This is a genomic window from Cystobacter fuscus DSM 2262 (assembly GCF_000335475.2).
Classification (GTDB): Bacteria; Myxococcota; Myxococcia; order Myxococcales; family Myxococcaceae; genus Cystobacter; species Cystobacter fuscus.
This window is the reverse complement of sequence record NZ_ANAH02000021.1, coordinates 129,246-155,428: the sequence shown is the minus strand read 5'-3', so window position 1 is coordinate 155,428 and position 26,183 is coordinate 129,246. Positions and strand designations below refer to the sequence as shown.

Here is a 26,183-nt window from a genome sequence, read left to right as displayed (position 1 = left end):
CCGAATGGACAGCACCCCGTCCGAGACTCGGACAGTCCGGTGTCGTGTGCGCAACCCTTTGAGCTGACAGCCCTTTCACCCCAAAATGTCAGGATTCTTTACAATAAGTCCTGGGATGACGGGAGCAGCCGTGCTCCAGGATTAAGCGGGTATTGCTGGCCAAGTCCTTGTTTTCCGGTGTGGCCAGGGCTTGGCCCGAGGGTTGCTCATGGAAAGGGGCGCGCGGTCGCGGCTGGACCCCCCCCAGGCGAGCGCGTCCAACCTCAGGACAACGGGATAACGAAAATGTTCAAGAGAGCGGCAATCCTCGTGGCGAGCTGTGGCGCGGTGCTGTCTGGTTGCGGTGCCGACATGCAGAGCGAGAACCAGGAGATCATCTCCAACCTGGTCGAGGCTGGGTTTCCGGCCGACGACATCATGGTTCACGAGGGTGCCGTGTACGTGGGGCTCGACTCCCACGTGACCCTCGAGGCGTCCCGCGAGATGCTCCAGCCGGGCAAGGAGAGCGCGGAGCAGTACCAGACGACCAACATCGTCGGCACCTCCGTGACGAAGATCTGCGTCAACCCCACCTCCTCGTTCACCAGCTACAGCCGGCTCAGCGCCGGGCTCGATGCGGCCATCGCCAATTACAACGGACTGGGGCTGCGCATCACCTTCGCGCGGGGACCGACCACCGGCTGCACCGCGAACATCACCGCGACGACCATGTCCGGCGCCGGCGGCTCCGCGGGCTTCCCCTCGGGCGGCAAGCCCTACGGGACCATCAATATCGGCACCGGGCTGCAGAGCTACAGCGCTGACGTGAACGAGCACGTCATCACGCACGAGCTCGGCCACGCGATCGGCTTCCGCCACTCGGACTACTACAACCGCTCCATCAGCTGCGGCGGCACCGCCACCAACGAGGGCACCGCGGGCGTGGGTGCCATCCTCATCCCCGGCACGTCGGGCACGGCCACGGTGGGCGGTTCGATCATGAACTCCTGCTTCCGCTCGACCGAGACCGGCGAGTGGACCAGCTCCGACAAGACGGCGCTGAACTACCTCTACTGAGATGGTACCGCGGCCCCCTGGTCCGTTCATCACTCCGTGGGGCCTGTTCCTCGTGGGCACCGTCGTCCTGGGCCTCGCGGCCTGTGGAACGGCGGTGCCCGCGGCTCCCCTGGTCTGCGAGGAGCCAAAGAAGCCAGAGGTGAGCAGCCTCTGGCAGTGCGGTCCGACGCTCGATTTCACCCCCATCAACAGCTACCAGGGCGAGTTCGCCGATGTCGTCCAGGACAGGGAAGACGCGGTCGTCCTGATCGACGGGCGCTGCACCGGAACGCTGATTGAGGCGAGCGCGGGACCGGTGGTGTTGACCGCGGGTCACTGTGTCGGGCTCGGAGACCGGTCGCTGCTGGTCTTCAACTTCGAGAACGAGCCCGACGGCGACCCGCTGGTGGTCGAGGGCTCGGTCATCGAGCAATCGCTCGCGCCCGACTATGCGCTCATCCAGCTCGACGCGCTTCCCGCGGTCACGCCGGTCTTGCTGACGACCCGGGCGAGCGAGCGGTTGGCGATCATCCAGCATCCCCGGGGCCGGCCCAAGGTCATCGCCGAAGGCAGGTTCCTGGACTCATGCAATCAGCTCGTCTACTACACGGACCTGGACACCCTGGTGGGGAGTTCCGGCGCTGGCGTGCTCAACCGTCAAGGCTACCTGGTGGGCATCCACACCGACGGCGATTGCGATGAGAAAGGCCACGGAGCCAACAGGGGCTGGACCGTGCAATCGATTGTCGAAGCGTCCCCGTACCTGCAGAGCGCCGACATCGTCGAACGCTGACGTCGTGGATTGTCCGCGAGTTGGACGCCGGATAGAACCCCGGAATGGGTGAGAACAAGGTTCGTCATACGGGCGGTTGTCTCTGCGGCGCGCTGCGGTACGAAGCCGAGGGGGAACCGTTGTTCACTGGCTATTGCTACTGCGCCGACTGCCGGAAGGCCTCCGGTTCGGGGTTCATCCCGTTCATGGGGTTCGCGAGCAGCGCGGTTCGCTTCAGCGGCGAGACACGGCAGTTCTGGTCAAAGTCCTACAAGGGCACCGACGCCGTGCGCAACTTCTGTCCTGTCTGCGGCGGGCTCGTGTTCGGGGGCGAGGTCGGCAAGGACGACTCCCACACCATCTACGCGGGTTCCCTGGACGATCCGACGTCCTTCCGTCCGCAGATCGCGATCTTCACCCGCAGCCGCCCGGCCTGGGTCGCGCTACCGCCGGGCCTCCCGGCCTTCGACGCCATGCCGGACTGAGCCCCTCGATCCTGGGGCGATTCGTGGCGGGCGGGTGGGTGTTCTTCCTCGACCCCGGTCGACGGGACGAAACATCTGGAGGCCGAGCGGCATCACGGCCGCAGCGACTGAAGCCTCGCGCTCCGTGCCGGCGCGGCGGCGACCATGGCGTCGATCAGCGTGCGTGCCTCCCCGGGTCCCTTCCCTCCGAGGCTGGCCATCATGGGGTGCCGGCTGAGCAACCACAGCCCGAGCGTGGTGAGCGGCGCCGGTAGCTTGCCGAGGACCGCCACGTTCGAAGGCGTCACCAGATGGCCGAGTGAGCGAACGAGGGCGAACCCTTCGGCCAGGCCGAGGGCAACCTCGTGCGACTCCTTCCACGAGAGCCCGGACCCGCGCTCGTGCACACGGGTCGCGGTGATCATCACGGGCACCACCACCGCGGCGTGGGTGCGCAACCAGCTGTGCATCTCGGTCTGCGTGTCGGTGGGGATGCCGGCCTTCGAGAAGATCTCGGCCCACGCGGGGTCCGTCACGATGGTGAGCTGCAGCGCGGCGAGCGAGCGCGGGATGACTTGCGCTTTGAGTTTGCCGTCCTTGAACTCGGCGAAGATGGCCGGAAAGCCAAAGACGAAGCGGTGAGCCCCCACCGCGTCGCGCAACCGGTCGAGTGGCGCGAAGGTGTTGAACATGAACATCACCTGCTTCGCGGCGCTGTGTCGCAACGCGGGCAGCACCTCATCGACCTGGTGCTCGAGAACGGTGACCAGCACCAGATCCCACGGGGTGATGGCGTCGAGCGTGGCACTCACCTCGACCGGTGCGCGCTGCTCCTCCGTGGTGACGATGGCGCGCTCCTTCTCGAGCCACGCGAGGCGTGCACCGCGCGCGACGACCGTCACGTCGTGACCCGCGCGAGCGAGATGAAAAGCGAATGTGCTGCCGATGGCTCCGGGACCGACGATGGCGATTTTCATGATGGGTGAGACATTTGTACAAACGTCTTGAACATAAGTCTAGGACAAGTGTCCAAGACGTTTGTGCCGGCATCGGGTATGCTCCCAACCATGGGAAATCGTGAGGATCTGCTCGCGGGAGCCAGGCGCTGCCTGTACGAGAAGGGGTACGCGCGGACGACAGCACGCGACATCGCCGCCGCGGCGGGAACGAGCCTGGCGGCGATCGGCTACCACTTCAAATCCACCGAGGCGCTGATGAACGCGGCCCTCGTCCAGACGTGCGAGGCGTGGGGCGAGGAGATGAAGCGCGCGCTGGCCGCCGAGCTCTTACCCGAGGCCTCGCCCCTGGAACGGTTCGAGGCCATCTGGAAGCGGGTGTTCGAGTCGTTCGCCACGCACCGGGGGATGGTGTCCGCGAGCCTCGAGGTCTACGCGAGCATCGGGCACGTGCCGGAGGTCCGCGAGCAGCTCGCCACCGGTCTGGAGGCGGGGCGCGTCCAAATGGCCCAGCTGTTCCAGAACCTGGATGCCACCGCCGACAGGAAGGCGTGGGCGGTCGGCTCGTTCTACCAGGCGCTCCTCAGCGGGTTGCTGCTGCAATGGCTGGTGGATCCGGAGCGCGCTCCCTCGAGCAAGGACCTGACGGACGCGCTGCGGACCATCGCGGCGAGCGTCGAGCCGACCGGCACGAAGGACAAGCTCCAGAAGGGCAAGGCGAAGAAAGGCAAGGCGCCCCCGGCCGGTGGCAAGCGGGGCTGAGCGCTCCCAAAGCTCGTCCGCCTGGGCGCGCCAGGGGACAGCCCTCGTGGAGTCTCAGCCACCGTGCAGGGGGAGACGCTTGCGCGGTCCGCCCCGGCGGGTGATGTCCATCTCGCTCGGAGCCTTCTTGCGGCCCTGGACGGGCGAGCCGCGCTTGCTGCGCGCCTCCTGGCGCTGCTTCGCCTCGTTGCGTGGGACCTTGGGACGCTCCTCGCGGCGGTAGGCAGCGGCCTCCTCGGTGGCCACCGTCTTGCGGCGGTGCCCCTGGCGATAGGCGGCGGCGGCCTCGTCCGGAATCGTCTCGCGGCGCGAAGTGCTGCTGCCGGTCTCGGGCAGGGGCAGCTTGAGGCTCTGGGCCGTCTTTCCCTCACCGGGCGGGCGGCGTCGGCTGACGGAGCGCTCGGTGGTCCGAGTGCTGCCGACGATACCGCGGCTCTTCTTGAGGGCGTGGGCGCTCTTCCCGGCGGGGACCTCGCCGGTATCCGAGGCCATCACCGTCATCGTCGTGCCCTTGGCCTTGGCTGTCTTGGCACGCAGTTTCTTGGTCTTCTCTGGCATGGGACCTCCCCCTTGTTGAGGTGGGGATGCCCCTCTGGATTGACCAGGGGTCGGTCCAGTTGTTCCCCAAAGGCCCAAGCCGCTGCCTCGCCCCTGAGGGAGGGGGGCCTGGGCAGGCGCTCGTGTACGGTGTCAGCTCAGGATGGCTCTTGCCCCGGATTCGGAGGAACACGCATGCCCGCTGCACTCGAAGAACTCGCCAGACCAGTCCTCATCGGCCGCTCGAGCTCACACTTCACGCGCGTCACGCGGATCTTCGCCGCGGAGATGCGCGTCGACTACTCCTTCCAGGTGGTGCGCGACCTCATGTCCTCCAATCCGGAGGACTACGGCGGCAACCCCGCGCTCCGCATCCCGGTCTTGCGGACGTCCCGAGGTGTCTGGTTCGGTGCGCTCAATGTCTGTCGCGAGCTGTGGCGGCGCTCGAGTCCCAGTCCCCGCGTGGTCTGGCCAGAAGACCTCGACGAGCCATTGCTCGCCAATGCGCAGGAGCTCGTGCTTCAGGCCATGGCGACGGAAGTGGCGCTGATCATGGCCGGGCTGGCCGGCACCAGCGACAGCGATGCCCACCGCGCGAAGATGCGAAAGGGGTTGAGCAACATGATGTCGTGGCTGGAGGAGAACGCGAGGCCCGCGCTCGCCTCGCTCCCGCCGCATCGGGACCTGAGCTTCCTGGAGGTCTCGCTCTTCTGCCTCGTGACCCATCTGGAGTTTCGGGGCGTCTTGCCGACTGACTCCTACTCCGAGCTGAACACGTTCTGTCAGCGGTTCGCGACGCGAGCTTCCAGCGGCGAGACCACCTATCGCTTCGACACGTGAAAGCCGGCCCGTGTGGAACGGCTCCACGTTCATGGATGCGCGGCCCCGCTCGTTGGCACCGAGGACTTCCTGCTCCTCGGTGCCTCGCTTCACACCCTCACCAGATGCGCACGCGCTGCTCGGGAGCGAGGTAGAGGGCCTGACCAGGCGTGGCGCCAAAGGCCTCGTACCAGGCATCCTGGTTGCGCACGGTCGAGGCGCGGTACTCGCCCGGCGAGTGCCCATCCGTCAGCAGCAGGCGGCGGAGCGTCGGCTCGCGGTACTTGTTGCGCCAGACCTGACCGAAGCCGAGGAAGAAGCGCTGCTCGCCGGAGAAGCCATCGAGCACCGGCGCCGGCTGCCCACCCAGTGACAGCCGGTAGGCGTCATGGGCGATCGCCAGCCCGGCGACATCGGCGATGTTCTCGCCGAGGGTCAGCTCGCCGTTGACCGAGACGTCGGGCAGCGGCCGGTAGGCGCTGTACTGCGCGGCGAGCGCCTGGCCAGCCGCCTTGAACTTCGCCGCGTCCTGCTGGGTCCACCAGTTCTCCAGCTTGCCGCGCGCGTCGAACTGCGCGCCCACGTCGTCGAAGCTGTGAACGATTTCGTGCCCGATGACGGAGCCGATGCCACCGTAGTTCACCGCCGGGTCCGCGTGCGCGTCGAAGAAGGGCGGTTGGAGGATGGCCGCGGGGAAGATGATGGAGTTCTGCTGCGGGGAGTTCAGCGCGTTCACGAGCTGCGGAACCATGAACCACTCCGACCTGTCCACCGGCTTGCCGAGCTTGCGCAGGTCGCGCTGGTACTCGAAGCGCGACGCGCGCTCGGTGTTGCCGTAGGCGTCCCCCCGCACGATCTCCAGCTCCGAGTAGTCACGCCACCGGGCCGGGTGGCCGATGCCCACCTGGAGGGTGGCGAGCTTCTCCTTCGCGCGCTTCTTCGTCTCCGGGGACATCCACGCCAGGGCGTCGATGCGCCGATCGAACGCCGCGATGATGTTGCGCACCATCTTGTCGGCCTCCGCCTTGGCCTCCGGCGGGAAATACTTCTCGACGTAGAGCTTGCCGATGGCCTCGCCCATCGCCCCGCCGGTCACGTCGACGCCCCGCTTCCAGCGCTCGCGCAACTGTTGCGCGCCGGAGAGCACCCGGCCATTGAACGCGAAGTTCTCCTCGACGAAGGCCTTGGGCAGGAAGGGCGCGGCGCGCTCGATGGCGTGGAAGGTCAGGTAGTCCTTCCAGGTCTGCAGGGGCGCGCCACCGACGAGCTTCGCGATTCCCGTCAGCGCGCTCGGCTGCCAGACGATGAACTCGCGCTGTTGCCCGAGGCCCGCGGCGCCCAGGTAGGTGTCCCAGTCGAGGCCGGGCGCGCGCCGCGCCAGCTCCTCCCGGGGCCAGGGATTGTTGGCCTTGAGCACGTCCCGCGTGTCCACCTGGCTCCAATGCACCCGCGCGATGTCGCGCTCGAGCTCGAGGATGCGTTTGGCCCGGGCCTCCGGGTCGGTGATGCCCGCCAGGCGCAGCATGGCGGCGATGTGCTGCTGGTATTTCTGACGGACCTCCGTGAAGCGCTCGTTGTCGACGAGGTAGTAGTCGCGATCCGGCAGCCCCAGGCCTCCTTGCAGCAGATAGGCGGCATAACGGGAGGGCTCGTTCAGGTCCTCGGACACCCAGAGGCCGAGCAGCCGGTCCGTGTTGACGTGGCCCGTGTTGAGCGGATCCACATCGGCGCGCAGGGTGTCGCCGAGGGCGGCGGCGAGCTGCTTGCGGTTGGCGATGGCGGCGATGCGGCCGAGCTCGGGCGCGAGCGGTGCCATGCCCTTCGCCTCGATGGCCGCCTCGTCCATGAAGCTCGCGAACAGGTCACCCAGCTTGCGGACCTCGCTGCCCTCGGGCGCGTTGGCGCCCGCGGACTCCTCGATCAGCGCGCGCGTGCGCCGGCTCGCCTCTTCCGCGAGCGTGGTGAACATGCCGTAGCTCGACCTGTCGGCGGGGATCTCCACCTTGTCGTGCCACGTGCCATTGACGAAGCGGTAGAAGTTGTCACCGGGCGCGACGGAGGTGTCCATTCCCGCGGTGTCCACGCCAAAGCCACCGTAGGTGGGTTTCGGCGAGCGGGCCGGGGGGGCGGCCTCCGCGGTGGGCTGCGTCGGCGCGGGTGCCTTGTCCAGCGGCGCGGACGTGGCACACGCGGCGAGCCACGCGGCCGCACTGGTCGTGAGCACCACGCGTGCGGCGCCCGGGATACGTCGGTTGTGGATGGTCATTCACGGCTCTCTAGCAGACGGGAATGTTTGGAGTCGCGACAACGTGACTTGGCTCAGCGCGCCAGAAATGGTTGCCTGGAGTCTTCCCCTCACCTGGAAAGGCTCTTCTCCATGCGGAACATCCTCGCGGCCTCTGTCTCTCTCTTCTCGCTCGCCCTGCTCGGTCCCGTGGCCTGTGGCGGCACGGTGGCCGAGCCGCCCCAGGTGCTCTCGGAGCAGAAGCAGGGCCTGAATGCCGTGGGCACCGGCTGCTCCTCCGACGCGCAGTGTTCGACCGGGCTGTGCTGGACCGAGGCGGACTCCTACCCCCTCTACAACCCGTATTGGATCCGCGCCGACAGCTGCACCGAGGAGTGCGGGGGCGAGGGCGACAACGCGTACTGCCAGCAGCTCGCCGCCGAGTTCAACGCGCCGCATCCCGAGTCGGCGCGCTGCATCGCCGCCCGGGGCGTCTATGACAACTATCCGTATGACGACATCTTCTATGTGTGCGACCTGATCCCCGCCGGTCTGGGCAAGGTCCACTGGGTCGAGTAGTCGCGCGGCGGGACTCGCGCCGTCCGGGGAAGATGGCCTCTCCCCGGGCGGCGCGTCACGGCTCGGACAGCCCCGAGGCGAGCAGCGCCAGCCGGGTGACGATCTGCTCCTCCGAGGGCGGAATGACCGCGCTGATCGAATGCAGCAGGCTGATGCGCAGGCCGTTGTTCCTCAACCAGACGATCAGCTCGTCGGCGTTGAGGGGATCCGGCCGGACGAGGAACTTCCGGGCGATGGGCACGCGCGAGAGGTACAGCGCCTCGAGCGAGGACAGGTCACCCTCGGGGCCGGCGTAGACGGGCTCCGTGTGCTTGAACCAGGGCTTGATGTCCTCCAGGAGCCACTGGACGCGGGTGCTCTTGAAGCGTTCGAGCTTGAGGAACTCCTCCAGGTGGTTGCGCTCCAGGAGGATGCAGTCGTCTCCCGCGCACCACGCCTCGATGCTGAGGTGGTGGGCCAGGAGGCGGTGCTGACGCCGGCAATATTCGCGGTGGGGATCCATGGACATGTGCGTGCGCTCGAGAAGGGCCTGGGAGCGGGTCCCAGGCCAGGGGGCGCTGAGGAGCTACGGAGCGCGTGCGCTCATCTTATTTCCAGCAGACAGGTGGCACCGCAGCCGTCGTTGGAGGTGTTGTTGCCATCATCACATTGCTCTCCTTGGTCGATGACGCCGTTGCCGCACAGGAGCTCGCACTGGGTGCGGCGCGTGGTGAAGTTGTTGAGCGTGAGCCGGTACGAGGACCCCGTGGTGTGACGCTCGGCCTGGAACACCGCGACCTCGTAGATGCGCCCCCGCTGCAGGCCCAGCTCGGCGGCCTTCTGCGCGAGATTGATGCTGCCCGCTTCCGCCGCATGCACGCCACCGAGGTCGAGGGCCAACCGGCCGTTGATGAATACCCACACATCATCGTCGCCGTAGAACTCGAGCACCTCGACGCCCTTGTATTCGAACCAGTAGCGCGTCTCGCTCGTGAAGCTGAAGTTGTGAGCGATTCCCTCGCCCCCACGGCGCACGGGTTCCACGCCACGGGCGACCCAACCGGCGCTGTCGAACGGGAAGAAGCTCGTGTCCTCGAACCGGTATGAACCGTTCGGCTGGCGATTCAGGGAGAGCGTCTGGACCAGCGTCATGTTGATGTTCGGCACGTCCCGGTACCATTGATCGAACGCGGCCTTGCCGTGGGTGGTGGAGGAGGATCCGTTGGTCTTCGCGTACACGGGCTTGCCGTCGGAGCCCAGGAGGGTGGCCACGATGCCCCTCTCCGCGCCGTTGGCGTTCTCGAAGTCGACATGGCCGCGCGGCAGGCTGCCGCTGGCCGGCAGATCGTAGCCGCGGAAGTCACGGTAGACGATGGGGAGTTCCTCCCTGTCAGGAGGGTCCTGCTCGATGGACTGGCAGATGAAGCCCTCCTCGAGCTTGCAAGCCGGAGAGCAGCCGTCGTGGGCGCGGGTGTTGCCGTCATCGCACTCCTCGGTGGTATCGCCGGGAAGGAGCATGCCGTCTCCGCACACCGCCTGGCACGTTCCGTTGGTGCACCGGGGCTCGCGCATGCACAGGGGGGAGCACCCGTCACCCAGGTCGTTGTTGCCATCGTCGCACTGCTCCGTTCCCTCGACTTTCTGGTCGCCACAAATGGTGCGGACGCACGGCTCGCCGATGGTGTCACACTTGTATCCGGACTCGAGGCGGCACTGGTTGCCGCAGCCGTCTCCCGAGAGGTCATTGCCGTCCTCGCACTCCTCGTCACCGGCGATGATCTGATCACCACACAGCGCGGCGAGGCAGCGCCTACCAGCGGCGGGGCAGCTCCAACCCGGCTCCAGGGTGCAGGTGGCGGAACATCCGTCGTCGGCGGTCGTGTTGCCGTCGTCGCACGTCTCGGGGCTCTCGACCTTTCCGTCGCCACACACTGGCAGTCGGGTGCAGGGCCTGCCCGGAAGCTCGCAAGCCCATCCCGGCTCGACCGCGTCGCAGGTCGCCGTACATCCGTCACCGCTCGACGTATTGCCGTCGTCACAGGCCTCCTCGGTTTGCTTCAGGCCGTCACCACACGTGGTGGCGCCACCATCGAGGGGAGTGGAGGCATCGGGGTCGTCCGGGGTCGGGCCGCCGTCCGCGTCCGAGGCGCCACCATCGTGGGGAGTGGAGGCATCGGGGTCATCCGGGGTCGGGCCGCCGTCCGCGTCCGAGGCGCCACCATCGTGGGGAGTGGAGGCGTCGGGGCCGTTCGGGATCGGGCCGACATCCGCATCCGGGGTGCCGCTATCGGCCGCCGTGGAGGCATCGGGGTTGCCCGGAGCCGTGCCGCCGTCCCTGTCCGGTGCATAAACCCCGCAGGCTACGAGTGACGAGAAGAGCGTCGCTAACAAGAGGACCGCGAGCCGCGGTGTTCTGGATGTATTGACCATAGGGAAGTTCAATCGCTCCAGTGCGAGAGTGATGCCCCTTGGGCAGCGCCGGAATCCACGGCCCCGACATGCCTGGAGGGTGGTTGGAGCGAGAGTCCGCCATCTATAACATATCAGACTGACATGTGACGCCATGTGCGTTCGAACAGCACGCCATGCCTCTTTCCGCGCAACGAAGACGGCGGAGGCGCGGTGTATCCGCCTCCGCCGGGTTCGAGATTGTCTCGGTGAGAGACTACGGGTAGCAGGTGCTCCAGTTGGAGAGGGCCGCGCGGATGGGTTCACGCAGGGGCTCGACCTTGGCGGAATGGAAGGTATTGCCCGCCGCGGTCTTGTTGCTGGCTCCGGAGATGAAGATTCCCCACACGTAGTTCTGTGTAGACGTCACACCGAGCGAGCAGCGGGGGACCTCCGCCACACCGGCCACCGAGATGTGTTCCAGGCACGAGCCGCTGCCGCACAGCGTGTAGTTGCCCGCCTTGTAGTGGGAGATGAGGCGGCTCTTGTACTGGGTGAGGGCGGTGGTGCTCAGCCCGAGCTTCGTGCCCTCCTCGTCCACCAGCGTCCTCAACGCGCCACGGATGCCGGTGAAGTCACCGGCCTGCTCGGGCATGCGCTGGTACAGGGCGGTGCGGCTGGCGGCGGACAGCAGCGTGCCGTTGGCGATGCCCTCGTACATGCGGCCGGCGTCCGCGAGCGTGAGCGCGTTGGCCACCGGGCCACCGCAGCCCGGGTAGTGGTTGAGCTGGGTGGAGGCCATGCCCACGGCGTCGGCTGTCTGGTTGATGGGCGCGAAGCCGAAGGCGTCGATCACCGCCCGGGTGCGCTGGTTGTCGGAGAACTCGAGCATGTTGTAGATGGCGTTGCCCAGCGTCTCCGTGCCGGTGATGGTGCTGGTGGGGCAGCTTCCGGACGACGGTGCGTAGATGTTGACGAGCTGGTTCAGGCTGGCACGGCCGGCGTCGACCTCGCGCATGGCGTGCAGGCCGATGAGCGCCTTGATGGTGCTGGCGGGCTCGAAGACGAGGTTGCCCTGGAGGGACGCCTGCACGGAGCCGCCCACCTGCTTGACGTAGTGGCCCGTGTCGCCATCCGTCCCGTCGCGCATCAGCTCGCCGATGCGCGTGGTGGCCGCGTTCGAGTTGTTGACCATGATGGCCGCGAACTTGCGCACGCCGCCCGACGAGTACGTCTTCACGTCCAGCAGCCGCGCGCCGTTCTGCGACAGGGCATCCGCGAGCCGCGACGAGGAGGCGCCGTAGTACCACCACCAGGCGATGCCCGGGTTCTGCTCCATGATGACGTTGAACGTGGAGCCGCTCGCATCCGCGGGTTGGATGTGGGTCAAGAACCCGTTGTTCTGCGACAGGTAGCTGGAGATCTGGCTGCCGGTGATGCCGTAGTACCACCACCAGCCCTTGGCGTCGGCGCCGGTGTTGCTGATCATCACCGCCGCGTAGCGCGTGCCGGCGCTGGTGGCGTAGCTCTCGAGGTCCACCAGCCGCGCGTTGTTCTGCTGGAGTACGGTGCCAATCTGCGCCGGGGTGGCGCCGTAGTACCACCACCAGCCCTTGGCGTCGGCGCCGGTGTTGCTGATCATCACCGCCGCGAAGTACGTCGTCCCGTTCACCTCATAGGGAGACAGGCTGACGATGCGGGCGTTGTTGGTGCTGAGGTACGAGGAGAGCTGGCTGGCCGTCAGCCCGTAGTACCACCACCAGCCCTTGGCGTGGGTGCCGGTGTTCTTCACCAGGGACACGGTGAAGCGCAGCGGCGAGGCCTGCTCCACCTGGAGACTGATGATGCGAGCGTCATTGGCGCTCACCAGCGCGGAGAGCTGCTCGGGGGTCTGCCCGTAGTACCACCACGCCGCGGTGGGCGTGGTGTTGAGGCTCTCGGCGAGCGCGGCGTCCTCGCGCCAGGCCAGCCCCTCGGCGGGGGCGTCGGTGTCGGTGGTGGGCTCGGCGGGGCCACACGCGGTGGAGAAGGTCACGCTGGCCAGGGTCAGCGCGGACAGCAAACGGGAACGCAGGTTGAACATGATGGGGCTCCTGCCGGGTCGAAGCGCCCGGCGGCGTCTGAGATTGCGACGGAGCCCATTGCAGCCTGCGTGCCGGGGCCTGGAGCCCTGTCCTCCCGGGGCGTCTCCTCGGCGTACAGAGGAGAGGAGGGCACGAGAGGCCCGTGCCTCGGGGTCATGAGGCACGGGAGGTGGCACAGTCCGGTGGCACAAGTGCCTGTGCCAGGGCTTCTACTCGAGCACGAGCTCCAACTGGGGACGCTGGTTGGCGTTGGTGTACTCGCGCGAGCGGTAGTTGGTGCGATAGCCCCAGGAGTTCAGGCGGAAGCTGATCTGGTGGTCCCCCGAGAGTTCCGCCTGCGCGACCGGGATGAGGTCCGGGCTGGAGTTGGAGCCGACCTGGTCACCGATGTTGTCGTTGTACCAGAGCCACCAGGAGCCGAGCGCGTTGCCCAGCACGGCGGGCTTCGTGTTCCAGGTGAGGGTGTTCTCACCCCAGGCGTCATCCGAGACGAAGTAGGTGTAGACGCTGCCGTCTCCTCCCCACGCATAGCCGGTGTACGCCGTGGCGCTCAGCTTGACCGACTTGATCCGGACGTTCGACGGCAGGCCGTTCAGATCGAAGCGCAGGAAGGTCTCGTTGAAGGAACGGTCGACGATGAGCTCGCTGCTCGAGCCGTAATTGGAGTCCGGGGCGCTCGAGGAGACGTAGGCATCCGCGCTGGGCGTGAGCGTCACGGCCGCGGGAATGATGTAGGCAATCTGGAGTTTGGGACGCTGATTGGCGTTGGCGTACTCGCGCGAGCGGTAGTTGGTGCGATAGCCCGGGGAGTTCAGGCGGAGGCTGACCTTGCGGTCCCTCGCGAGTTCCCCCTGCACGGCAGAGAGAAGGGCCGGGCTGGAGTTGGAGCCGACCTGGTCGTTGGCGGTGCCGTCGTACCAGAGCCACCAGGAGCCGAGTGCATCCCCCGATACGGCGGGCCTGGTGTTCCAGGTGACGGTGTTCTCGGCCCAGGAGTCATCCGGGACGAAGTAGGTGTAGACGTTGCCGTCCCCTCCCTGCGCAAAGCCGGTGTACGCCGTGGCGGAGAGCGTGGTCGCGGTGGCCTTCGCGCTGGCCGGCAGGCTGCTCAGGTCGAAGCGCAGGAAGGTCTCGTTGAAGGAACGGTCGACGATGAGCTCGCCGCTCGAGCCGTAGTTGGCGGTCGGGAAGCTCGAGGAAACGTAGGCGTCGGCGACCGGCTCCAGGGTCGTGACCCAGTCATAGGTGACCTGGAGCTTGGGACGCTGGCTGGCGTTGGTGTACTCGCGCGAGCGGTAGTTGGTGCGATAGCCCGGGGAGTTCAGGCGGAGGCTGATCTGGCGGTCCCCCGAGAGCTCCGCCTGCACGACCGGGATGAGGGCCGAGCTGGAGTTGGAGCCGACCTGGTCACCGATGTTGTCGTTGTACCAGAGCCACCAGGAGCCGAGCGCATCCCCCGATACGGCGGGCTTCGTGTTCCAGGTGACGGTGTTCTCGGCCCAGGAGTCATCCGGGACGAAGTAGGTGTAGACGCTGCCGTCTCCTCCCCACGCAAAGCCGGTGTACGCCGTGGCGCTCAGCTTGACCGACTTGACCCGGACGTTCGGTGGCAGGCTGCTCAGGTCGAAGCGCAGGAAGGTCTCGTTGAAGGAACGGTCGACGATGAGCTCGCCGCTCGAGCCATAATTGGTGCCCGGGGCGCTCGAGGAGACATAGGCGTCGGCGACGGGCTCCAAGGTCTGGGTATAGGAGACGCGCGTGCACTGCGCCCCATTGAGCACGAAATCCTCCGGGCACGAGGCCAGTGCGTCGAGCACCTGCGCGTCCTGGGTGCTGGCCCGCGGCTCCTGGAGGGAAGCTTCGGGATCGCAAGCGGACAGCAGCAGCGCGGCCATGGGGAGGGCATCAAGGAATGGGGAGCGTTTCGGGTGACTCATGGAGGGGGTTGCTCTGTGGTGAAGGGTTGCGGCGCTCTCCATGAGCACCCTTCGTGCCAGCTCGTTTGGAGCGCCCCATCCCCTGGGCTTCCGAGGGAGCCGTGCTCACGGCTCCCTCTGCCGTGCGTGCCGCGAGAACGCAGCCGCGTCCCGCGGAGAAGCATCAGCGGAGGCGGGCATAGCAGCGCTCGCGCAGCACGGCCCGGCGCAGCGCGTCCACGTCGGCGAAGCCACTGTCGCGCGCATGGTGGTCGAGATCCTCGGGCACGGGCTGTCCCCGCCGCTGCTCGAAGAACCACCGCCACAGCTCCGCCTCGGTCATCCCGGCATCCGCGAGCAGAGGGTGCTCCAGCCCGTTGGCGGCGAGCACCCGCTCCTTGTCCCGGGCCCGCTCCAACAAGGGGCCATACTCACCCGTGGCCCGCAGGTGGTCCGGCAGGTGGCGCATTGCGTCCGTGGCGCACAGCGTCTCCACCCAACGCACGTGCGACTCCTCCTCGAGGAAGCGCTCGAGGTCCTCGACGCGCTGCGTCCGCCGCCAGCGCGTGAAGTCCTTGGCGGACAACAGCCCGTGCTCGGCGCGGAAGACCTCGGCGGTGCGCCGCAATTCCTCCTCGTCCACGGTCCTGCCGAGGCGCGCGGCCTGCTCCACCGCCAGCGCCCGGGCGAGCGCCGCGCGCCAGGCCCCTGGAAGGTCGGCGCGCAGCCGCAGCTCATCGAGCAGGGACTCCGGCACCACGTCTTCCCCCTCGGCTCCTCCGAGCGGCAGCCGGCTCGCGCGCCGCCGGACTTCCTCCCAGGCATCGGTGTGCTCGAAGTGGTAGCGGACCTGCTTCGGTGCGAGCCCCGCGTCAAGCCGGGCCCGAAGGGTGCGCAGCAGGGTCAGCGCATCCTGGCGCTTCTGGTCCACCCGGCCCCGGGGCAGCCAGGCACGCAGGGCCTCCAGTTCCACGGAGGGCACGCTCTCGCGCGCCGCCCGCGTCAGCACCGTGGGCCACGCGCGCTCCATGTAGAAGAGGTCCCGGGCCACGCGCTCCAGCACGGCACTCGTCGCCGGGCCCACCACCCCCGCGGCGCGTGCCGCCGCCAGCGTGGCGCGGAGGTTCACCAGGGGCTCGGACAACAGCCGGTAGCCGTCCTCGGCGGAGCCATGCGCCACGGCCACCTCGTCGTCGTCCTCCAGCTCTCCGCGCTGGAAGGACTCGAAGATGGTGCCCACCCCTTCCATGCCGAAGGGCGCGAGTTCCACCGCGCGCAGCGCCCCCATGCTGGCGGCGCCGAAGACGTGGATCCCCTCGGACATGGCCCACAGGATTTCCTTGTGCCACACCGCGGGCACACGCTCGAAGTACCCATCGATGATGCCGATGGCCACCGGTTTGCCGAGCGCGGCGCGGTACACGTCCCCCTGGGCCACCGGAGGCAGGAAGGTGGCATCCAGCTCGGCCCGGCCCTCCTGGGCCGACAGCGTGGGCCCGGTGAAGATGTAGATGCGGCCTCTCATGAGTGCCGTGCCTCCTGGAGGATGCGCCGGGCCCGCGCCCCCGGGCTGTAGCCGGGAATGTCGTGCAGGGGCTCGAGCCCCGGGATGATCACCCTCACCACGGGAATGCCCAGCTCCCGCTTCGTGAGTTCCACCACCACCACCTGGCGCAGTCCCGCCGCGCGCAGCCGCTCCAGCGACCACGCCACGTCCTCATCGAAGAACTCCCCCTCGAAGGTGGGGACGTCCTGGAAGCGGCGGACCTGGGGCTCGGAGCGCATGTGCTCCAGGGCGCGCGCGGTGCGGTCCAGGTCCCGGATGCCCTCGTAGCGCTGGAGGCTCACGTCGTCCCGCGCCCCGGAGATGAGCGTCAGCCGGCTCTGCGCCGCCTCGGTCAGCGCGCGCAGCAGGGCCACCTGTCGTGCCGGGTGACACCCCATGCCCTGGGTGACGGGCAGGGGACGGAGTGGATCCGGCGTGCGCTCGGCGATGCGGCACAGGAAGGCGGAGAGGCCCACGTCTGTCGTCGTCTCCCAGACGGCGGCCTCGACACCAGCCCGCTCGTAGCGCGCGAGCATGTCCCGGCAGGCCGGATCGTCCACCGTGTCCAGCACGAGCCGGGTGCCGCGCCGCGCCCGTTCGTCACGCAGGTGCCAGAGCGTGGTCGCGTCGCGCTCCACCACCTCGCACAGCGCGTGGCTCGTCGCCTCCAGCACGTGGTTGCCGGAGGCCAGCCCATTGGAGCTCATGAGGAACGCGCCGCTGCCCGTGGGCAGGGGCAGGGTGAAGCAGGTGTGGACCAGATCGAAGGGCACCCACACCGCACGGCCCTCCATCAACTCCACGCCCTCCACCCAGAGCAGGCGCAGGTGCTCGTGGAAGAGGCTGGCCGACAGCCTCGGCAGGCCGGTGACGTCCACGAGCGGGTGGCTGAAGCGCAGCTCGGCATGGCTGGCCAGCTTGAGCGGCAGGTGGATGTTCTCGGCGTGGTAGCCCTCCACCGACTCCATCAACCCGGAGACCTTGGCCGAGATCAGGTCCAATCCCTTTCCGGGCGACACGGCCAGTGAGCGCGAGTTGGGCCGGTACACCATCACCACCGGCAGGCCCAGGGTGTCGAGCCCGGTGACGTTGGCGATGCGGGTGATGCCCATGAGGGGCATGAACCGGCGGATGCGCTCGAGGGTCTCCTCCGGCGCCAGCAGCCGGTGCGTGCCGGCCCGGAAGTTCTTGGGGGCGCGGGGGGTCATCCGCGCTTGCGGCGGGGCGCCGTCTTCCGGGCCTTCCTGGCGGCGGGCTTGGAACGGACCGACTCGGGAGCCTCCGCGGGGGGGGAGTCCAGGACCGCGGCATTGCTCCCGGGAGCTCGCGCTTTTCTTGGCGAGTAGCTCAACATGATGCTGTTGAGGTTGAGCAGGAAGCAGGTGATGTTGTCGCTCGGGGCGATGTCCTTCTGGGATGGGCTGGGAAGGTTGACGCCGCCCGGCACATTGGCCAGCGCCACCTCGTTTTCCAGCAGGCTCTGGATATGGCTGGGCAGCTCCTCCGGGCGATAGCGGACGACTCGGGTGGGATTGGGATCGTGCGGAGGGGCCGGGCGGGCGTGGGTCCAGACCTCGGTGGGCACCCGGTAGATGAAGCCATCGGGGGCGTAGAGGAGCATGTCCGACTCGAGGATCTCGATGGCGACCGTGAGCGAACTCCCCTCGTACGTGGCCGAGAGCGTGGCGCGGCCCTTCCGGATGCCCCTCAGATGCAGCTCCTGCTTGCTCCATTCCGGGACGAACTCGCCGCCGCCGCCCGCGACGATGCCGGGGACCCACTCCACCTCGTGGGTGATGTCCCGGGGCATTACACTCCGGGGCTCGAGGACGTAGGCGGAGAATCGGGTGGCGAACCCCTCGAGGAGCGTCGCTCGGAAGCCGAGAGCGCCGCTGTCCTCGCTGGTGTGGGTCGTGACGGGGCTGATGTAGAAGTGGGTGTGTCGGGATGGACGGGGCATGGTCGAGGGTCCTGGGAAGCCGCGAGAGGAGCGCGGGAGAGTATGTGAGAGGCGGTGGCGCTAGAGATAGCCGCGTTGGCGTGCCACCTCGAAGACCGGGGCCAGTTGGAGCTCCCAGTCGGGGACGTACTCGAGCGGGCCGGTGAGTTCGTCGGGCATCCGCTGTTGGGAGGGGTCGAGCAGGGCCCGCGCGTGGACGAGGGCCTCGGTTGTCTGGTTTTGTTCCAGCGCGAGCGCCATCAAGGGCCAGTGTGCCATCCATTGAAAGGGATAGACGAGGGAGAGTGGCCGCCAGCACTCCAGCGCGGTCCGTGCGCGGTGCCCGGCCTCCTCGGAGTGGCCCTCGCGCCAGGCCACCCAGCCCAGGTTGGCGTGGGCCGCGCCGATGTAGTCCGCCATGTTCGCCGCCGTGGCGACCTCGAGGCCGCGCGAGGCCTGGCGCCGCGTCTCCTCCACCCGGCCCTGCCTGCGTTGGAGGATGGTGAGGAACGTCAGACAGCGCGACTGCAACGTCACGTCGCCCACGCGCTCGGCCTCCGCCAGCACGTCACGCATCAGCGCCTCGGATGTGGCCAGCTCGTCATGGAAGAGCAGCGTCGTGGCCATCACGAAGCGCGCCAGGGTGTGCTCGCTGGGGACCCCCGACTCCTGGCTGGCCTGGACGAAGGCGCGGGCGTACGTCACCGTCACGTCGGACACGCGGTAGCGCTCGGTGCGGCAGCGCATCTGGACGAGTGATTGGAAGAAGCGCGCCCGCTGCGCGGGAGCGCCGCGCTGCTCGACGATGGGGCGCACCCGCTCCACCAGCTCCGTCATCTCCCGCACCCTCGCCTGCCAGTAGTACGTGGTGATGCGCTCGTTCTGGATCTGGAACCATTCCTGCCACACGTCCTCGGGGAACTCGCCCAGACCCACTTCCAACGCCGCCTCTCCCGCCGCGTAGGCACTCAGGGCCTGCTCGTGCTGGTGATGGGTTTCCCAGGATTTGCCCACGCGGCGGTGGATGCTTGCTCGCCGCACGCGCTCGTGTCGCGCGAGCCGTGCCAGCGCCTGGGCATAGGCCTCGCGGGCCTCGGCCTGTCGTCCGGTGAGGGTGAGCACGTCTCCGAGGCTCTCGTGGACTCGCTCCAGCGCGAGGGGCTCCGCTTGCTGGCCGGATGCACCCGCGTCCCGTGGGAACGCGGCCTCGCGGAGCGCCGCTTCATAGAAGGTGATGGCCTCGTGGTTGGCGTAGGCGGCACGGGCCTGGTCTCCGGCGAGCACGAAGAAGTGGTGGGCCCTGCCGTGGACGCCCGCCTGGGACCAGTGGTGGGCGAGCGTGGCCGCGTGGCGCGGCAACTCGGTGGCGTGGCGGTGCTCCACGGCCTCGGCGGCGCGGTGGTGCAGGGCCCGGCGCCGCTCGTCCGCCATCTTCCCGTAGGCCACCTCGCGCAGCTTGTCGTGGACGAAGCGCAGCCGCCCCCCGCCGGCCTCCTCCAACACCTGGCGCCGGCGCAGCTCCTCGAGCGCCTCCAGCGTCGCCTCGTCCCCGAGGGCGGCGGCGTCCGACAGCAGCTCGCCCTCGAACTCGCGGCCCAGCACCGCGGCGAGCCGCACCAGCGAGTGACCATCCCGCGTGAGTTCCGCCAGCCGCCGTTCGATGAGTTCGGCGATGGAGCGGGGCAGGGGAAGCACCATCTCCCGGGCCCGTGTTCCGGGCACTTCCAGCCGCCACTCGCCGGTGGCGGAGCGCGACAGCAGCCCTTCCGCGATGGCCACGCGCAGGTACTCGGCGATGAAGAAGGGGTTGCCGCTGGCGTGGGTGACGAGCGTGTCGAGGAAGGCCTCGGGAGCCTCGCGCAGGGCGAGCATCCCACGCACCATGTCCCGGATGCTGGTGGCCTCCAGACGCTCCAACTCGAGTCCAATCCCGCCGGGGGCCTGGACGAGCCGCCTCAACGCGCCGTCCGCCTCGTCCAGCCGGTAGGTGCCCACGAGGAGCACGCCGTGCCCCTGGAGGTGCTCCGGCGTCAGCGCCTCGAGGAAGCTCAACGACAGCTCATCGGCCCATTGGAGATCATCCAGGACGAGCAGGAGCGGTTGCGCCCGGGCGAGGGCGAGCAGGGTGTCGCGCAGGCTCGTGAGGACGCGGGCGCGCGCCTGGGGGGGTGGAAGGGGAGGGGGCTCGGCTCGCGCGTCCTGCCCGGGCAGCCGCGCCAGGGTGGGTTCGTACGCGGTGAGCACCTGGCCATGGGGGCCCAGCAGGCGTTCCGTCTCCGCGGCGCCATGCTCGCGGCACCGGTCCGCCACCGCGAGCAGCAGCGGACGGAAGGGGTGGAGTGGGGCGGCGCGCACGTGCGACTCCCCGCTCGCGCTCAGCGGGACGCACTCACCCGTCACCACCGCGAGCCGGCGGTACGTGGCCTCCGTGGCCAGCTCCATGGCCAGGCGCGTCTTGCCCACGCCGCTCTCTCCTCCGATGAAGACGCGCCCCCCGTGTCCCCGGGAGGCCTCCTCCAGCGCCCGAGTGAGCCGTCCCAGCACCTCCCCGCGTCCGGAGAAGTCTGGCCGGTAGAGGTAGGGCACGGGCCGGGGGACGTCGGGCTCGGTGGCTCCGGCCCCGAGCGCGGTGAGCGCCGCCGCCACGTCCTCGGCGTAGCCCAGCCTGTCCTGGGGCCGCTTCGCCAGCAACCGCGACACCAGGACGTCCAGCTCCGGAGGCACTCCCTCCACCACGCGGGAGGGCGCGAGGGGCTGGCGGCGCAGGTGCTGATGGAGCACGCCGCCCGCGCTCCGGCTCGCGACGAAGGGCGGTTGTCCCGTCACGGCCTCGTAGAGGATGCACCCGAGCGCGTAGAGGTCCGTCCGGGCGTCCACGAAGTCCCCGCGGATCTGCTCGGGGGCCATGTACGCCTCGCTGCCCACGACGCCGCCACCCACCTGCAGCACCTCGCGCGCGCCGCCGGACTGCGCCGCGATGCCGAAGTCCACCAGCACTGGCGCGCCGTCCTGCCGGATGAAGACGTTCTCCGGCTTCAAGTCCCGGTGGACGAGCCCATTGCCATGCAGGAAGGCCAGGGGCGCGCATAGCCGGCGCAGCAGGTGGAGCGTGGCCTCGAGCGGGGGCCGCGCGTCGATGAAGCCGCGCAGCGTCTGGCCCACGAGCAGCTCCATGGCATACCAGGGCAGCCCGTCCCCCACACCCTCGGCGACGATGCGCACCACGCCCGGGTGGCGCAGCCTGCGCAGGGCGTGGATCTCCCGCCGGATGCTGGCCAGCATGGCGCCCGAGGCCACGCGCACCGTCTTGAGGGCCACGGCCTCACCGGTGTCCCGGTGCTCGCCCCGGTACACCACGCCCATGCCTCCCTGCCCGAGCACGTCGCGGACGCGGTAGGGGCCGATGCTCTCGGGAAGCGCCTGGGCCGCGGGCGGGTGCTGCACCTGCTCCATCATGGGAGGGCAGCATAAGCCCACGCGGTGCATGTGTACGCTATACACTCGGAGGCTCGCGGGGAGTGTCGGCATGCACGAGAGCTTGTCCGGACTGGTGACGGCGCTGAGGGAGGCGAAGCACTTCGAGGAGGCCGCGGCGCTCGCCTTGCGGCGGACGATGGACGTGGCGCAGGAGGCGGTGACGTCCAGCCGCTACGCGGGCCGGGCCCGGCTCCTGAGGGGCGTGGTGCACCTGCGGCCTGGCGATGCCTACCGCCGCCTGGTGTCGCTGGAGCACGGAGCCGAGCAGGCACGGCTGGCCGTCCCCGAGGAGGGCGCGGCGCTGCTGACGTCGGCCACCGCCTGGCGCTCGGTGGTGCGCTACCGCCGTGCCGTGTCCATCGACGTCAACCTCGGCTCGCTCGAGCCACATGCCGAGGGCGCGCAGGTGGAGGGGGACGCGGCGCTCGCCGAGGGCGGAGCCTTCAGCAGCCATGAGAGCCGCCAGCGCTTCCTGGGCCGGCAGGCCTCGCACGTCTGCGTGCTGCCGCTGCGTGCCCCGGGCGGAGAGGTGGAGGGGATGATCTCCCTGGAGGCGGACTGTCCGGCGGCGGTGGGGCGGGAGTTCGTCTGGCGGGAGCGGGACGAGGAGTTGCGGCTCATCACGGATGTGGTGGCCCCCTACCTGCTGGCGCTGCCGGCGCGTCCGGTGGACGCCACGGAGGTGGACGAGTTCCTTCCGGTGGTGGGGGCCTCGATGGCGGGGCTGCTGCCCATCCTGCGGGTCTTCGCGCAGCAGGAGGAGACGCTGCTGGTCAGCGGCGCCACGGGCGCGGGCAAGTCGCGGCTGGCGCGCTGGTGCCACGAGCGTTCCCCTCGCCGCGCGGGCCCCTTCGAGGTGTTGGATCTGGTGACGGTGCCCGAGGAGCTACAGATGGCCGAGCTCTTCGGTTGGAGGAAGGGGGCCTTCACGGGAGCGACGCGGGACGCCGTGGGCAGCGTGGCGCGGGCGGAGGGGGGCACGCTGTTCATCGACGAGATCGACAAGCTGTCGCTCAAGGCGCAGGCGGGGCTGCTGCACCTGCTGGAAGAGCGCGGCTACCGGCCCTTGGGCGAGACCACGGGGGAGAAGCGCGCGGACGTGCGCTTCATCATCGGCACCAACGCGGACCTGTTGGGCGCGGTGCGGGCGGGGCGCTTCCGGGAGGATCTCTACTACCGCGTCAACGTGCTGCCCATCCGCATGCCGTCGCTGGACGAGCGCCGGGACGAGATACCCCTCTGGGCACGCTACATGGTGGACCGGCGGCACCGCGAGCGCGTGCCGTCGGGCTCGGCGCGCCTGACACCCGGGGCGGAGCTGCTGCTCTCGGGCGTCTCCTGGCCGGGCAACCTGCGGCAGCTCGACAACATCGTCCGGCGGGCCTACACGCTGGCGATGGTGGGACACGGCGGCTCGGGCGAGGTGGTGCTGGAGGAGCAGCACGTGGCCCAGGCGCTCTCGTACGAGGGTCCGCCCGGGACGAGGCCGCTGCCAGAGGCGCTGAAGGTGGCGGCCCTGGCCTTCGTGCAGGAGGCCCAGCGGCGCTCGCTGGACCTGGACCTGGCGGATGCCTTCCGGGGCTTCGTGCTGGGAACCGCGGTGCGTCAGCTCGGCCGGGACGAGGCCTTCCGGGTGCTCGGACGGGAGAGCCTGCTGCGCAACCGCAACCACCACAAGGCCCTGCGGCGCGAGGTGGAGAAGGTGGACGCGCTGCTGAAGGCCCTGGGGGAGGAGGGCTCCCCCTTCGCGGAGCTGCTCGCCTCGGAGGAGTAGCGGCCGAGGCGAGCCCGGGGCTCACTTACAGGTGAACGTGATGCGGCAGGTGCCCGACTGGCACTCGCGGTCGGCGGAGCACACCGAGCCCCGGCTCTTCTTGTTCTGGCACTTGCCCGAGTTCAGGCCCCAGCCACAGTACTGGCCGCTGCCACAGTGCGAGTCGCTGTCACACAGGCAGGTGCCCGTGGGGTTCACATAGCAGTCGGCGCCGCACCGGCCCGTCGAGCACTCCTTGTCCGACTTGCACGTGTCCCCGTAGGTCTTGGAGTTGGGCGTGAAGCACCAGCCCACCAGGTCGGCGCAGCCGCCACAGGAGCCGGACTGGCACTGGCCGTCCCCGCTGCACGAGGCCCCGTCCACCTTCTTGTAGCGCTGCTCGCGCACGGCCCTGTCCTCATAGGGGGCGACTCCGCTCGTGTCGATGTCGTTGGCCGCGTCCGCCATCCCCGTGCGCGGTCCGTTCGCCCGCTCCCACATGCGGATGAAGGTCTCCGCCGAGTTGGCGAGCTCCTCCGTGTGCGCCCCCACGCGCCCCATATCCGTCAGGAGATCCGGCAGCAGGCCCACGTGGGCCAGGCCGTACTCGTCGAAGTCCGTGCCCAGCCGCCCCGGTCCGGACTGCTGCTGGAGGGCGGCCTGCGCATCGGCCTCGGCCTCGAAGGTGGCCGAGCACGCGCCGTGCGGCCCGAAGCGCGGCCGCGTCTGCTGGATGAAGCCGTTGAAGTCCGCGCCGAAGGCCATGGGCACCTTGAGGCCCTGGCGGCCGAACTCATAGGCCTGCGCCACCGAGCGGCTGGAGCCGTGGCAGTCATTGGCGACACCGGACTTCGTGTACGTGCGCGTCTCGTCATGCGCCGTGCGCAAACCGAACATGCCGCCCGTCTGCCGCAGGTAGCGCACCACGGTGGCGGGGGTCGTCTTCTCGTCGTCCGCCAGGTCCGGGTTCATCACCTCGCGGAAGTGGCCGTGCGAGATGTAGAGGGGGTAGTACGTGTTGGCCTGCGCGACGGCGAACGTGTCCTGCACGCTCTTCTCCGACAGGTGCGCCATGTCGACGAGCATCCCCTTGGCCATCATCGCCTGCACCAGCGCCTTGCCCTCGTCCGTGAGCCCCTTGGTGTTGCGGCAGTTGCCCGCCGCGTCCCGCGCCACGTCGAAGCCCAGCGTGAAGCTGTTCGTCGTCACGCCACAGTCGGTGTCGATGTGGCAGTTCTCGATGAACTGGGCCGCCTGGAAGATGGCGTTGTGCAGCGCCGCGCCACCGAAGCGGTTGTCCAACTGGTGCACCGGCTGGATGGAGCGCACGCCCAGCGCGTAGACGCGATCCAGCTCCGTGCGCCAGTCCTTGGTGCCAAACAGCTTGCTCGTCTCGATGGAGAGCACCATGGCCAGCTTGCCCGAGGCGATGATCTGCCGGGCGTGCGCGGGCGACAGGGCGATCTCCGCCCAGTCCGTGCGCGCATCGAAGGCGCGGGCCATCTGCAATTGCACGTCGATGTCCGCCATCTCGTCACACGGACGCTTCAGGTTCTGCGTCGGCAGCACGCTGCACAGAAAGCCATTGCTCACCAGCGACACCGTCACCAGCGACATGCCCCGCTCGTGGGCCTGCTTCAGCCAGCCTTCCCACGCCTGCTGGTGGGCGATGGTGTCCCAGCGCGGCCACTCGGTGCCCACGTCGCGCCGGCCATCGTGCAGGCCCGTGTCGCCCTCGGTCCCCTCGATCTTCCCGATGAACTCCGAGCCCACCGCACCCGCCACGCCGAAGAGCTGCGACAACACCGGCACCCCGCTCAGGTCCACGCTGCTCGAATTGGGGCACAGGTTGAGCAGGTTGCTCAAATCCATGCGCACCCGGGCATGGTCGCTCTCGGGCCACCCGCCATCACAGCGCGTCAGGGCGCCCGTGTGCTCCCCATGGAACCACCCGCCTCCGAACGCCTCCTCGGCGAACATGTGGTGGTGCAGCTCCGCGAAGCCGCTCACGCCGAGCCCCCGCGTGGCCGTGGCGGCCGGCTCGATTTCGGGCTCCTGCTCCACGGGGCCACAACCCTGCGCCAGCGTGAGTGCCAGTGACAGGCTGATCAGTGTTCTGGATCGAAGAGGGAATTCCATGACTAACTGGGTACCATTCTCAATCCGGATGTCAATGCACCCCCATGAAATGAAGCCACCCGGGAATGACTGGGAAATGACTGACGGGTGATAGGAAAATGACTGGAGGATGACTGGGAATGAATGTCCGTCGGGAGCGCCTCCGTGTCGCCGAGGTCTCCCGGTCCAGCTCACGGTAGGGCCCTCGGGCGCATGATGCGCCGCTCCCCCTCCAGCCGGTTCGTGCGGCCCGCGTCGCCCTCCGGGAGCACGGAGCCGGTGACCGCCACGGGGTCGCCGCGTAGGATGGCGCGCGGGAACGTCTCCATGTGGATATTCGGCTATGGCTCACTCATCTTCCGTCCCTCCTTCGCGTACGAGGAGCGGCGTCACGCGTGGCTGAAGGGCTGGGTGCGGCGCTTCTGGCAGTCCTCGACGGACCACCGGGGGGTGCCGGCGGCGCCCGGACGGGTGGTGACGCTGGTGCCCGAGCCCGGCGCGCGCTGCTGGGGGATGGCGTACCGGATCGCCGCCGAGCGGGTGGAGGAGGTGCTGGCCCACCTGGATTACCGCGAGCAGAATGGCTACGAGCGGCACCGGGTGATCCTGGAGACGCGCGAGCCCTCGCTGCTGGACGCCCTGGTGTACGTGGCCGGCCCGTCCAATCCCCACTACCTGGGGCCCTCGTCGCTGGAGGAGATCGCGGCGGTGGTGCGCTCCGCCCACGGCCCCAGCGGTTCGAACCGCGACTACGTGCTGCGCCTGGCGGAGGCCCTGGCCGAGGCCGGCGAGCACGACGCGCACGTGATGGAGCTGATGCGCTTGCTGTAGCCGC

Annotated in this window: 21 protein-coding genes; 8 read left to right on the top strand and 13 right to left on the bottom strand. The window is 68.9% G+C overall.

Annotated features, from left to right (window positions below; genetic code table 11):
* Positions 1-285 precede the first annotated feature (285 nt).
* From D187_RS30885 to D187_RS30875, 3 genes are read left to right on the top strand one after another with little or no spacing between them, the layout of a single operon-like run.
* Positions 286-1,056: a zinc-dependent metalloprotease gene (locus tag D187_RS30885; protein WP_002629927.1), complete on the top strand. Its 771-nt coding sequence runs from the start codon at positions 286-288 to the stop codon at positions 1,054-1,056.
* Between the two features lies 1 nt (position 1,057).
* Positions 1,058-1,828 carry a trypsin-like serine peptidase gene (locus tag D187_RS30880; RefSeq protein WP_002629928.1) on the top strand — a complete coding sequence of 257 codons (771 nt, stop codon included), beginning with the start codon at positions 1,058-1,060 and terminating at the stop codon, positions 1,826-1,828.
* A 44-nt stretch (positions 1,829-1,872) separates the two neighbouring features.
* Positions 1,873-2,292 carry a GFA family protein gene (locus tag D187_RS30875; protein ID WP_002629929.1) on the top strand — a complete coding sequence of 140 codons (420 nt, stop codon included), beginning with the start codon at positions 1,873-1,875 and terminating at the stop codon, positions 2,290-2,292.
* Positions 2,293-2,384: 92 nt separating this feature from the next.
* Here D187_RS30875 and D187_RS30870 read toward each other — a convergent pair whose 3' ends face one another.
* The gene (locus D187_RS30870) at positions 2,385-3,248 is read right to left on the bottom strand and encodes a ketopantoate reductase family protein (RefSeq protein ID WP_002629930.1); all 864 of its coding nucleotides are present in this window, start codon (positions 3,246-3,248) and stop codon (positions 2,385-2,387) included.
* A 90-nt stretch (positions 3,249-3,338) separates the two neighbouring features.
* Here D187_RS30870 and D187_RS30865 point away from each other — a divergent pair, with 90 nt between their 5' ends.
* Positions 3,339-3,989: a TetR/AcrR family transcriptional regulator gene (locus D187_RS30865; protein ID WP_002629931.1), complete on the top strand. Its 651-nt coding sequence runs from the start codon at positions 3,339-3,341 to the stop codon at positions 3,987-3,989.
* Between the two features lie 54 nt (positions 3,990-4,043).
* Here the strand turns inward: D187_RS30865 and D187_RS54215 are convergent, their stop codons facing one another.
* Complete coding sequence (locus D187_RS54215) at positions 4,044-4,547, bottom strand: hypothetical protein (RefSeq protein WP_002629932.1); 504 nt, start codon at positions 4,545-4,547, stop codon at positions 4,044-4,046.
* Positions 4,548-4,721: 174 nt separating this feature from the next.
* Here D187_RS54215 and D187_RS30850 point away from each other — a divergent pair, with 174 nt between their 5' ends.
* The gene (locus tag D187_RS30850; RefSeq protein ID WP_002629933.1) at positions 4,722-5,366 is read left to right on the top strand and encodes a glutathione S-transferase family protein; all 645 of its coding nucleotides are present in this window, start codon (positions 4,722-4,724) and stop codon (positions 5,364-5,366) included.
* Positions 5,367-5,463: 97 nt separating this feature from the next.
* On the opposite strand, the gene D187_RS30845 is transcribed toward D187_RS30850, so the two are convergent.
* Positions 5,464-7,611 carry a M13 family metallopeptidase gene (locus tag D187_RS30845; RefSeq protein WP_002629934.1) on the bottom strand — a complete coding sequence of 716 codons (2,148 nt, stop codon included), beginning with the start codon at positions 7,609-7,611 and terminating at the stop codon, positions 5,464-5,466.
* Positions 7,612-7,722: 111 nt separating this feature from the next.
* Between D187_RS30845 and D187_RS30840 the strand changes: the two genes are divergently transcribed.
* A complete protein-coding gene (locus tag D187_RS30840) occupies positions 7,723-8,148 on the top strand; it encodes a hypothetical protein (protein ID WP_002629935.1) in 426 nt (141 codons plus the stop codon).
* Between the two features lie 55 nt (positions 8,149-8,203).
* Here D187_RS30840 and D187_RS30835 read toward each other — a convergent pair whose 3' ends face one another.
* The 8 genes from D187_RS30835 to D187_RS30795 form a co-directional block, all read right to left on the bottom strand.
* A complete protein-coding gene (locus D187_RS30835; protein WP_002629936.1) occupies positions 8,204-8,656 on the bottom strand; it encodes a hypothetical protein in 453 nt (150 codons plus the stop codon).
* Between the two features lie 74 nt (positions 8,657-8,730).
* The gene (locus D187_RS30830) at positions 8,731-10,557 is read right to left on the bottom strand and encodes a DUF4215 domain-containing protein (protein ID WP_063725042.1); all 1,827 of its coding nucleotides are present in this window, start codon (positions 10,555-10,557) and stop codon (positions 8,731-8,733) included.
* Positions 10,558-10,792: 235 nt separating this feature from the next.
* Complete coding sequence (locus D187_RS30825; RefSeq protein ID WP_002629938.1) at positions 10,793-12,598, bottom strand: serine hydrolase; 1,806 nt, start codon at positions 12,596-12,598, stop codon at positions 10,793-10,795.
* Between the two features lie 210 nt (positions 12,599-12,808).
* Positions 12,809-14,494, bottom strand: coding sequence for a CBM96 family carbohydrate-binding protein (locus D187_RS50595; protein WP_051256624.1), 1,686 nt, complete (start codon positions 14,492-14,494; stop codon positions 12,809-12,811).
* A gap of 205 nt (positions 14,495-14,699) precedes the next feature.
* Positions 14,700-16,040 carry a TfuA-like protein gene (locus D187_RS30810; RefSeq protein ID WP_002629940.1) on the bottom strand — a complete coding sequence of 447 codons (1,341 nt, stop codon included), beginning with the start codon at positions 16,038-16,040 and terminating at the stop codon, positions 14,700-14,702.
* Positions 16,037-17,269, bottom strand: coding sequence for a YcaO-like family protein (locus tag D187_RS30805; RefSeq protein ID WP_002629941.1), 1,233 nt, complete (start codon positions 17,267-17,269; stop codon positions 16,037-16,039). The genes D187_RS30810 and D187_RS30805 overlap by 4 nt, the downstream gene beginning before the upstream one ends.
* Positions 17,266-18,021 carry a hypothetical protein gene (locus D187_RS30800; RefSeq protein ID WP_043432178.1) on the bottom strand — a complete coding sequence of 252 codons (756 nt, stop codon included), beginning with the start codon at positions 18,019-18,021 and terminating at the stop codon, positions 17,266-17,268. Before D187_RS30800 ends, D187_RS30805 begins: the two co-directional genes overlap by 4 nt.
* Before the next feature lie 60 nt (positions 18,022-18,081).
* Positions 18,082-21,456, bottom strand: coding sequence for a serine/threonine-protein kinase (locus D187_RS30795; RefSeq protein WP_002629943.1), 3,375 nt, complete (start codon positions 21,454-21,456; stop codon positions 18,082-18,084).
* Positions 21,457-21,526: 70 nt separating this feature from the next.
* On the opposite strand from D187_RS30795, the gene D187_RS30790 reads away from it, so the two are divergent.
* Complete coding sequence (locus D187_RS30790; protein WP_002629944.1) at positions 21,527-23,251, top strand: sigma 54-interacting transcriptional regulator; 1,725 nt, start codon at positions 21,527-21,529, stop codon at positions 23,249-23,251.
* A 21-nt stretch (positions 23,252-23,272) separates the two neighbouring features.
* Here D187_RS30790 and D187_RS30785 read toward each other — a convergent pair whose 3' ends face one another.
* Both D187_RS30785 and D187_RS56455 read right to left on the bottom strand, forming a co-directional pair.
* A complete protein-coding gene (locus D187_RS30785) occupies positions 23,273-25,369 on the bottom strand; it encodes a membrane dipeptidase (protein WP_020918395.1) in 2,097 nt (698 codons plus the stop codon).
* A 170-nt stretch (positions 25,370-25,539) separates the two neighbouring features.
* Positions 25,540-25,677: a hypothetical protein gene (locus D187_RS56455; RefSeq protein ID WP_002629946.1), complete on the bottom strand. Its 138-nt coding sequence runs from the start codon at positions 25,675-25,677 to the stop codon at positions 25,540-25,542.
* On the opposite strand from D187_RS56455, the gene D187_RS30780 reads away from it, so the two are divergent.
* A complete protein-coding gene (locus D187_RS30780; RefSeq protein ID WP_002629947.1) occupies positions 25,676-26,179 on the top strand; it encodes a gamma-glutamylcyclotransferase in 504 nt (167 codons plus the stop codon). The two genes, D187_RS56455 and D187_RS30780, sit on opposite strands and share 2 nt — an antisense overlap.
* Positions 26,180-26,183 lie beyond the last annotated feature (4 nt).

Bases quoted from the DNA above. Each gene is read 5' to 3' on its own strand.
- D187_RS30825 (WP_002629938.1), bottom strand. From the start codon at position 12,598: ATGTTCAACCTGCGTTCCCGTTTGCTGTCCGCGCTGACCCTGGCCAGC.
- D187_RS30845 (WP_002629934.1), bottom strand. From the start codon at position 7,611: ATGACCATCCACAACCGACGTATCCCGGGCGCCGCACGCGTGGTGCTC.
- D187_RS30830 (WP_063725042.1), bottom strand. From the start codon at position 10,557: ATGGTCAATACATCCAGAACACCGCGGCTCGCGGTCCTCTTGTTAGCG.
- D187_RS30870 (WP_002629930.1), bottom strand. From the start codon at position 3,248: ATGAAAATCGCCATCGTCGGTCCCGGAGCCATCGGCAGCACATTCGCT.
- D187_RS30790 (WP_002629944.1), top strand. From the start codon at position 21,527: ATGCACGAGAGCTTGTCCGGACTGGTGACGGCGCTGAGGGAGGCGAAG.
- D187_RS30810 (WP_002629940.1), bottom strand. From the start codon at position 16,040: ATGAGAGGCCGCATCTACATCTTCACCGGGCCCACGCTGTCGGCCCAG.
- D187_RS50595 (WP_051256624.1), bottom strand. From the start codon at position 14,494: ATGGCCGCGCTGCTGCTGTCCGCTTGCGATCCCGAAGCTTCCCTCCAG.
- D187_RS30835 (WP_002629936.1), bottom strand. From the start codon at position 8,656: ATGTCCATGGATCCCCACCGCGAATATTGCCGGCGTCAGCACCGCCTC.
- D187_RS30865 (WP_002629931.1), top strand. From the start codon at position 3,339: ATGGGAAATCGTGAGGATCTGCTCGCGGGAGCCAGGCGCTGCCTGTAC.
- D187_RS30875 (WP_002629929.1), top strand. From the start codon at position 1,873: ATGGGTGAGAACAAGGTTCGTCATACGGGCGGTTGTCTCTGCGGCGCG.
- D187_RS30880 (WP_002629928.1), top strand. From the start codon at position 1,058: ATGGTACCGCGGCCCCCTGGTCCGTTCATCACTCCGTGGGGCCTGTTC.
- D187_RS30850 (WP_002629933.1), top strand. From the start codon at position 4,722: ATGCCCGCTGCACTCGAAGAACTCGCCAGACCAGTCCTCATCGGCCGC.
- D187_RS30785 (WP_020918395.1), bottom strand. From the start codon at position 25,369: ATGGAATTCCCTCTTCGATCCAGAACACTGATCAGCCTGTCACTGGCA.
- D187_RS56455 (WP_002629946.1), bottom strand. From the start codon at position 25,677: ATGGAGACGTTCCCGCGCGCCATCCTACGCGGCGACCCCGTGGCGGTC.
- D187_RS30780 (WP_002629947.1), top strand. From the start codon at position 25,676: ATGTGGATATTCGGCTATGGCTCACTCATCTTCCGTCCCTCCTTCGCG.
- D187_RS30800 (WP_043432178.1), bottom strand. From the start codon at position 18,021: ATGCCCCGTCCATCCCGACACACCCACTTCTACATCAGCCCCGTCACG.
- D187_RS30795 (WP_002629943.1), bottom strand. From the start codon at position 21,456: ATGATGGAGCAGGTGCAGCACCCGCCCGCGGCCCAGGCGCTTCCCGAG.
- D187_RS30840 (WP_002629935.1), top strand. From the start codon at position 7,723: ATGCGGAACATCCTCGCGGCCTCTGTCTCTCTCTTCTCGCTCGCCCTG.
- D187_RS30885 (WP_002629927.1), top strand. From the start codon at position 286: ATGTTCAAGAGAGCGGCAATCCTCGTGGCGAGCTGTGGCGCGGTGCTG.
- D187_RS30805 (WP_002629941.1), bottom strand. From the start codon at position 17,269: ATGACCCCCCGCGCCCCCAAGAACTTCCGGGCCGGCACGCACCGGCTG.
- D187_RS54215 (WP_002629932.1), bottom strand. From the start codon at position 4,547: ATGCCAGAGAAGACCAAGAAACTGCGTGCCAAGACAGCCAAGGCCAAG.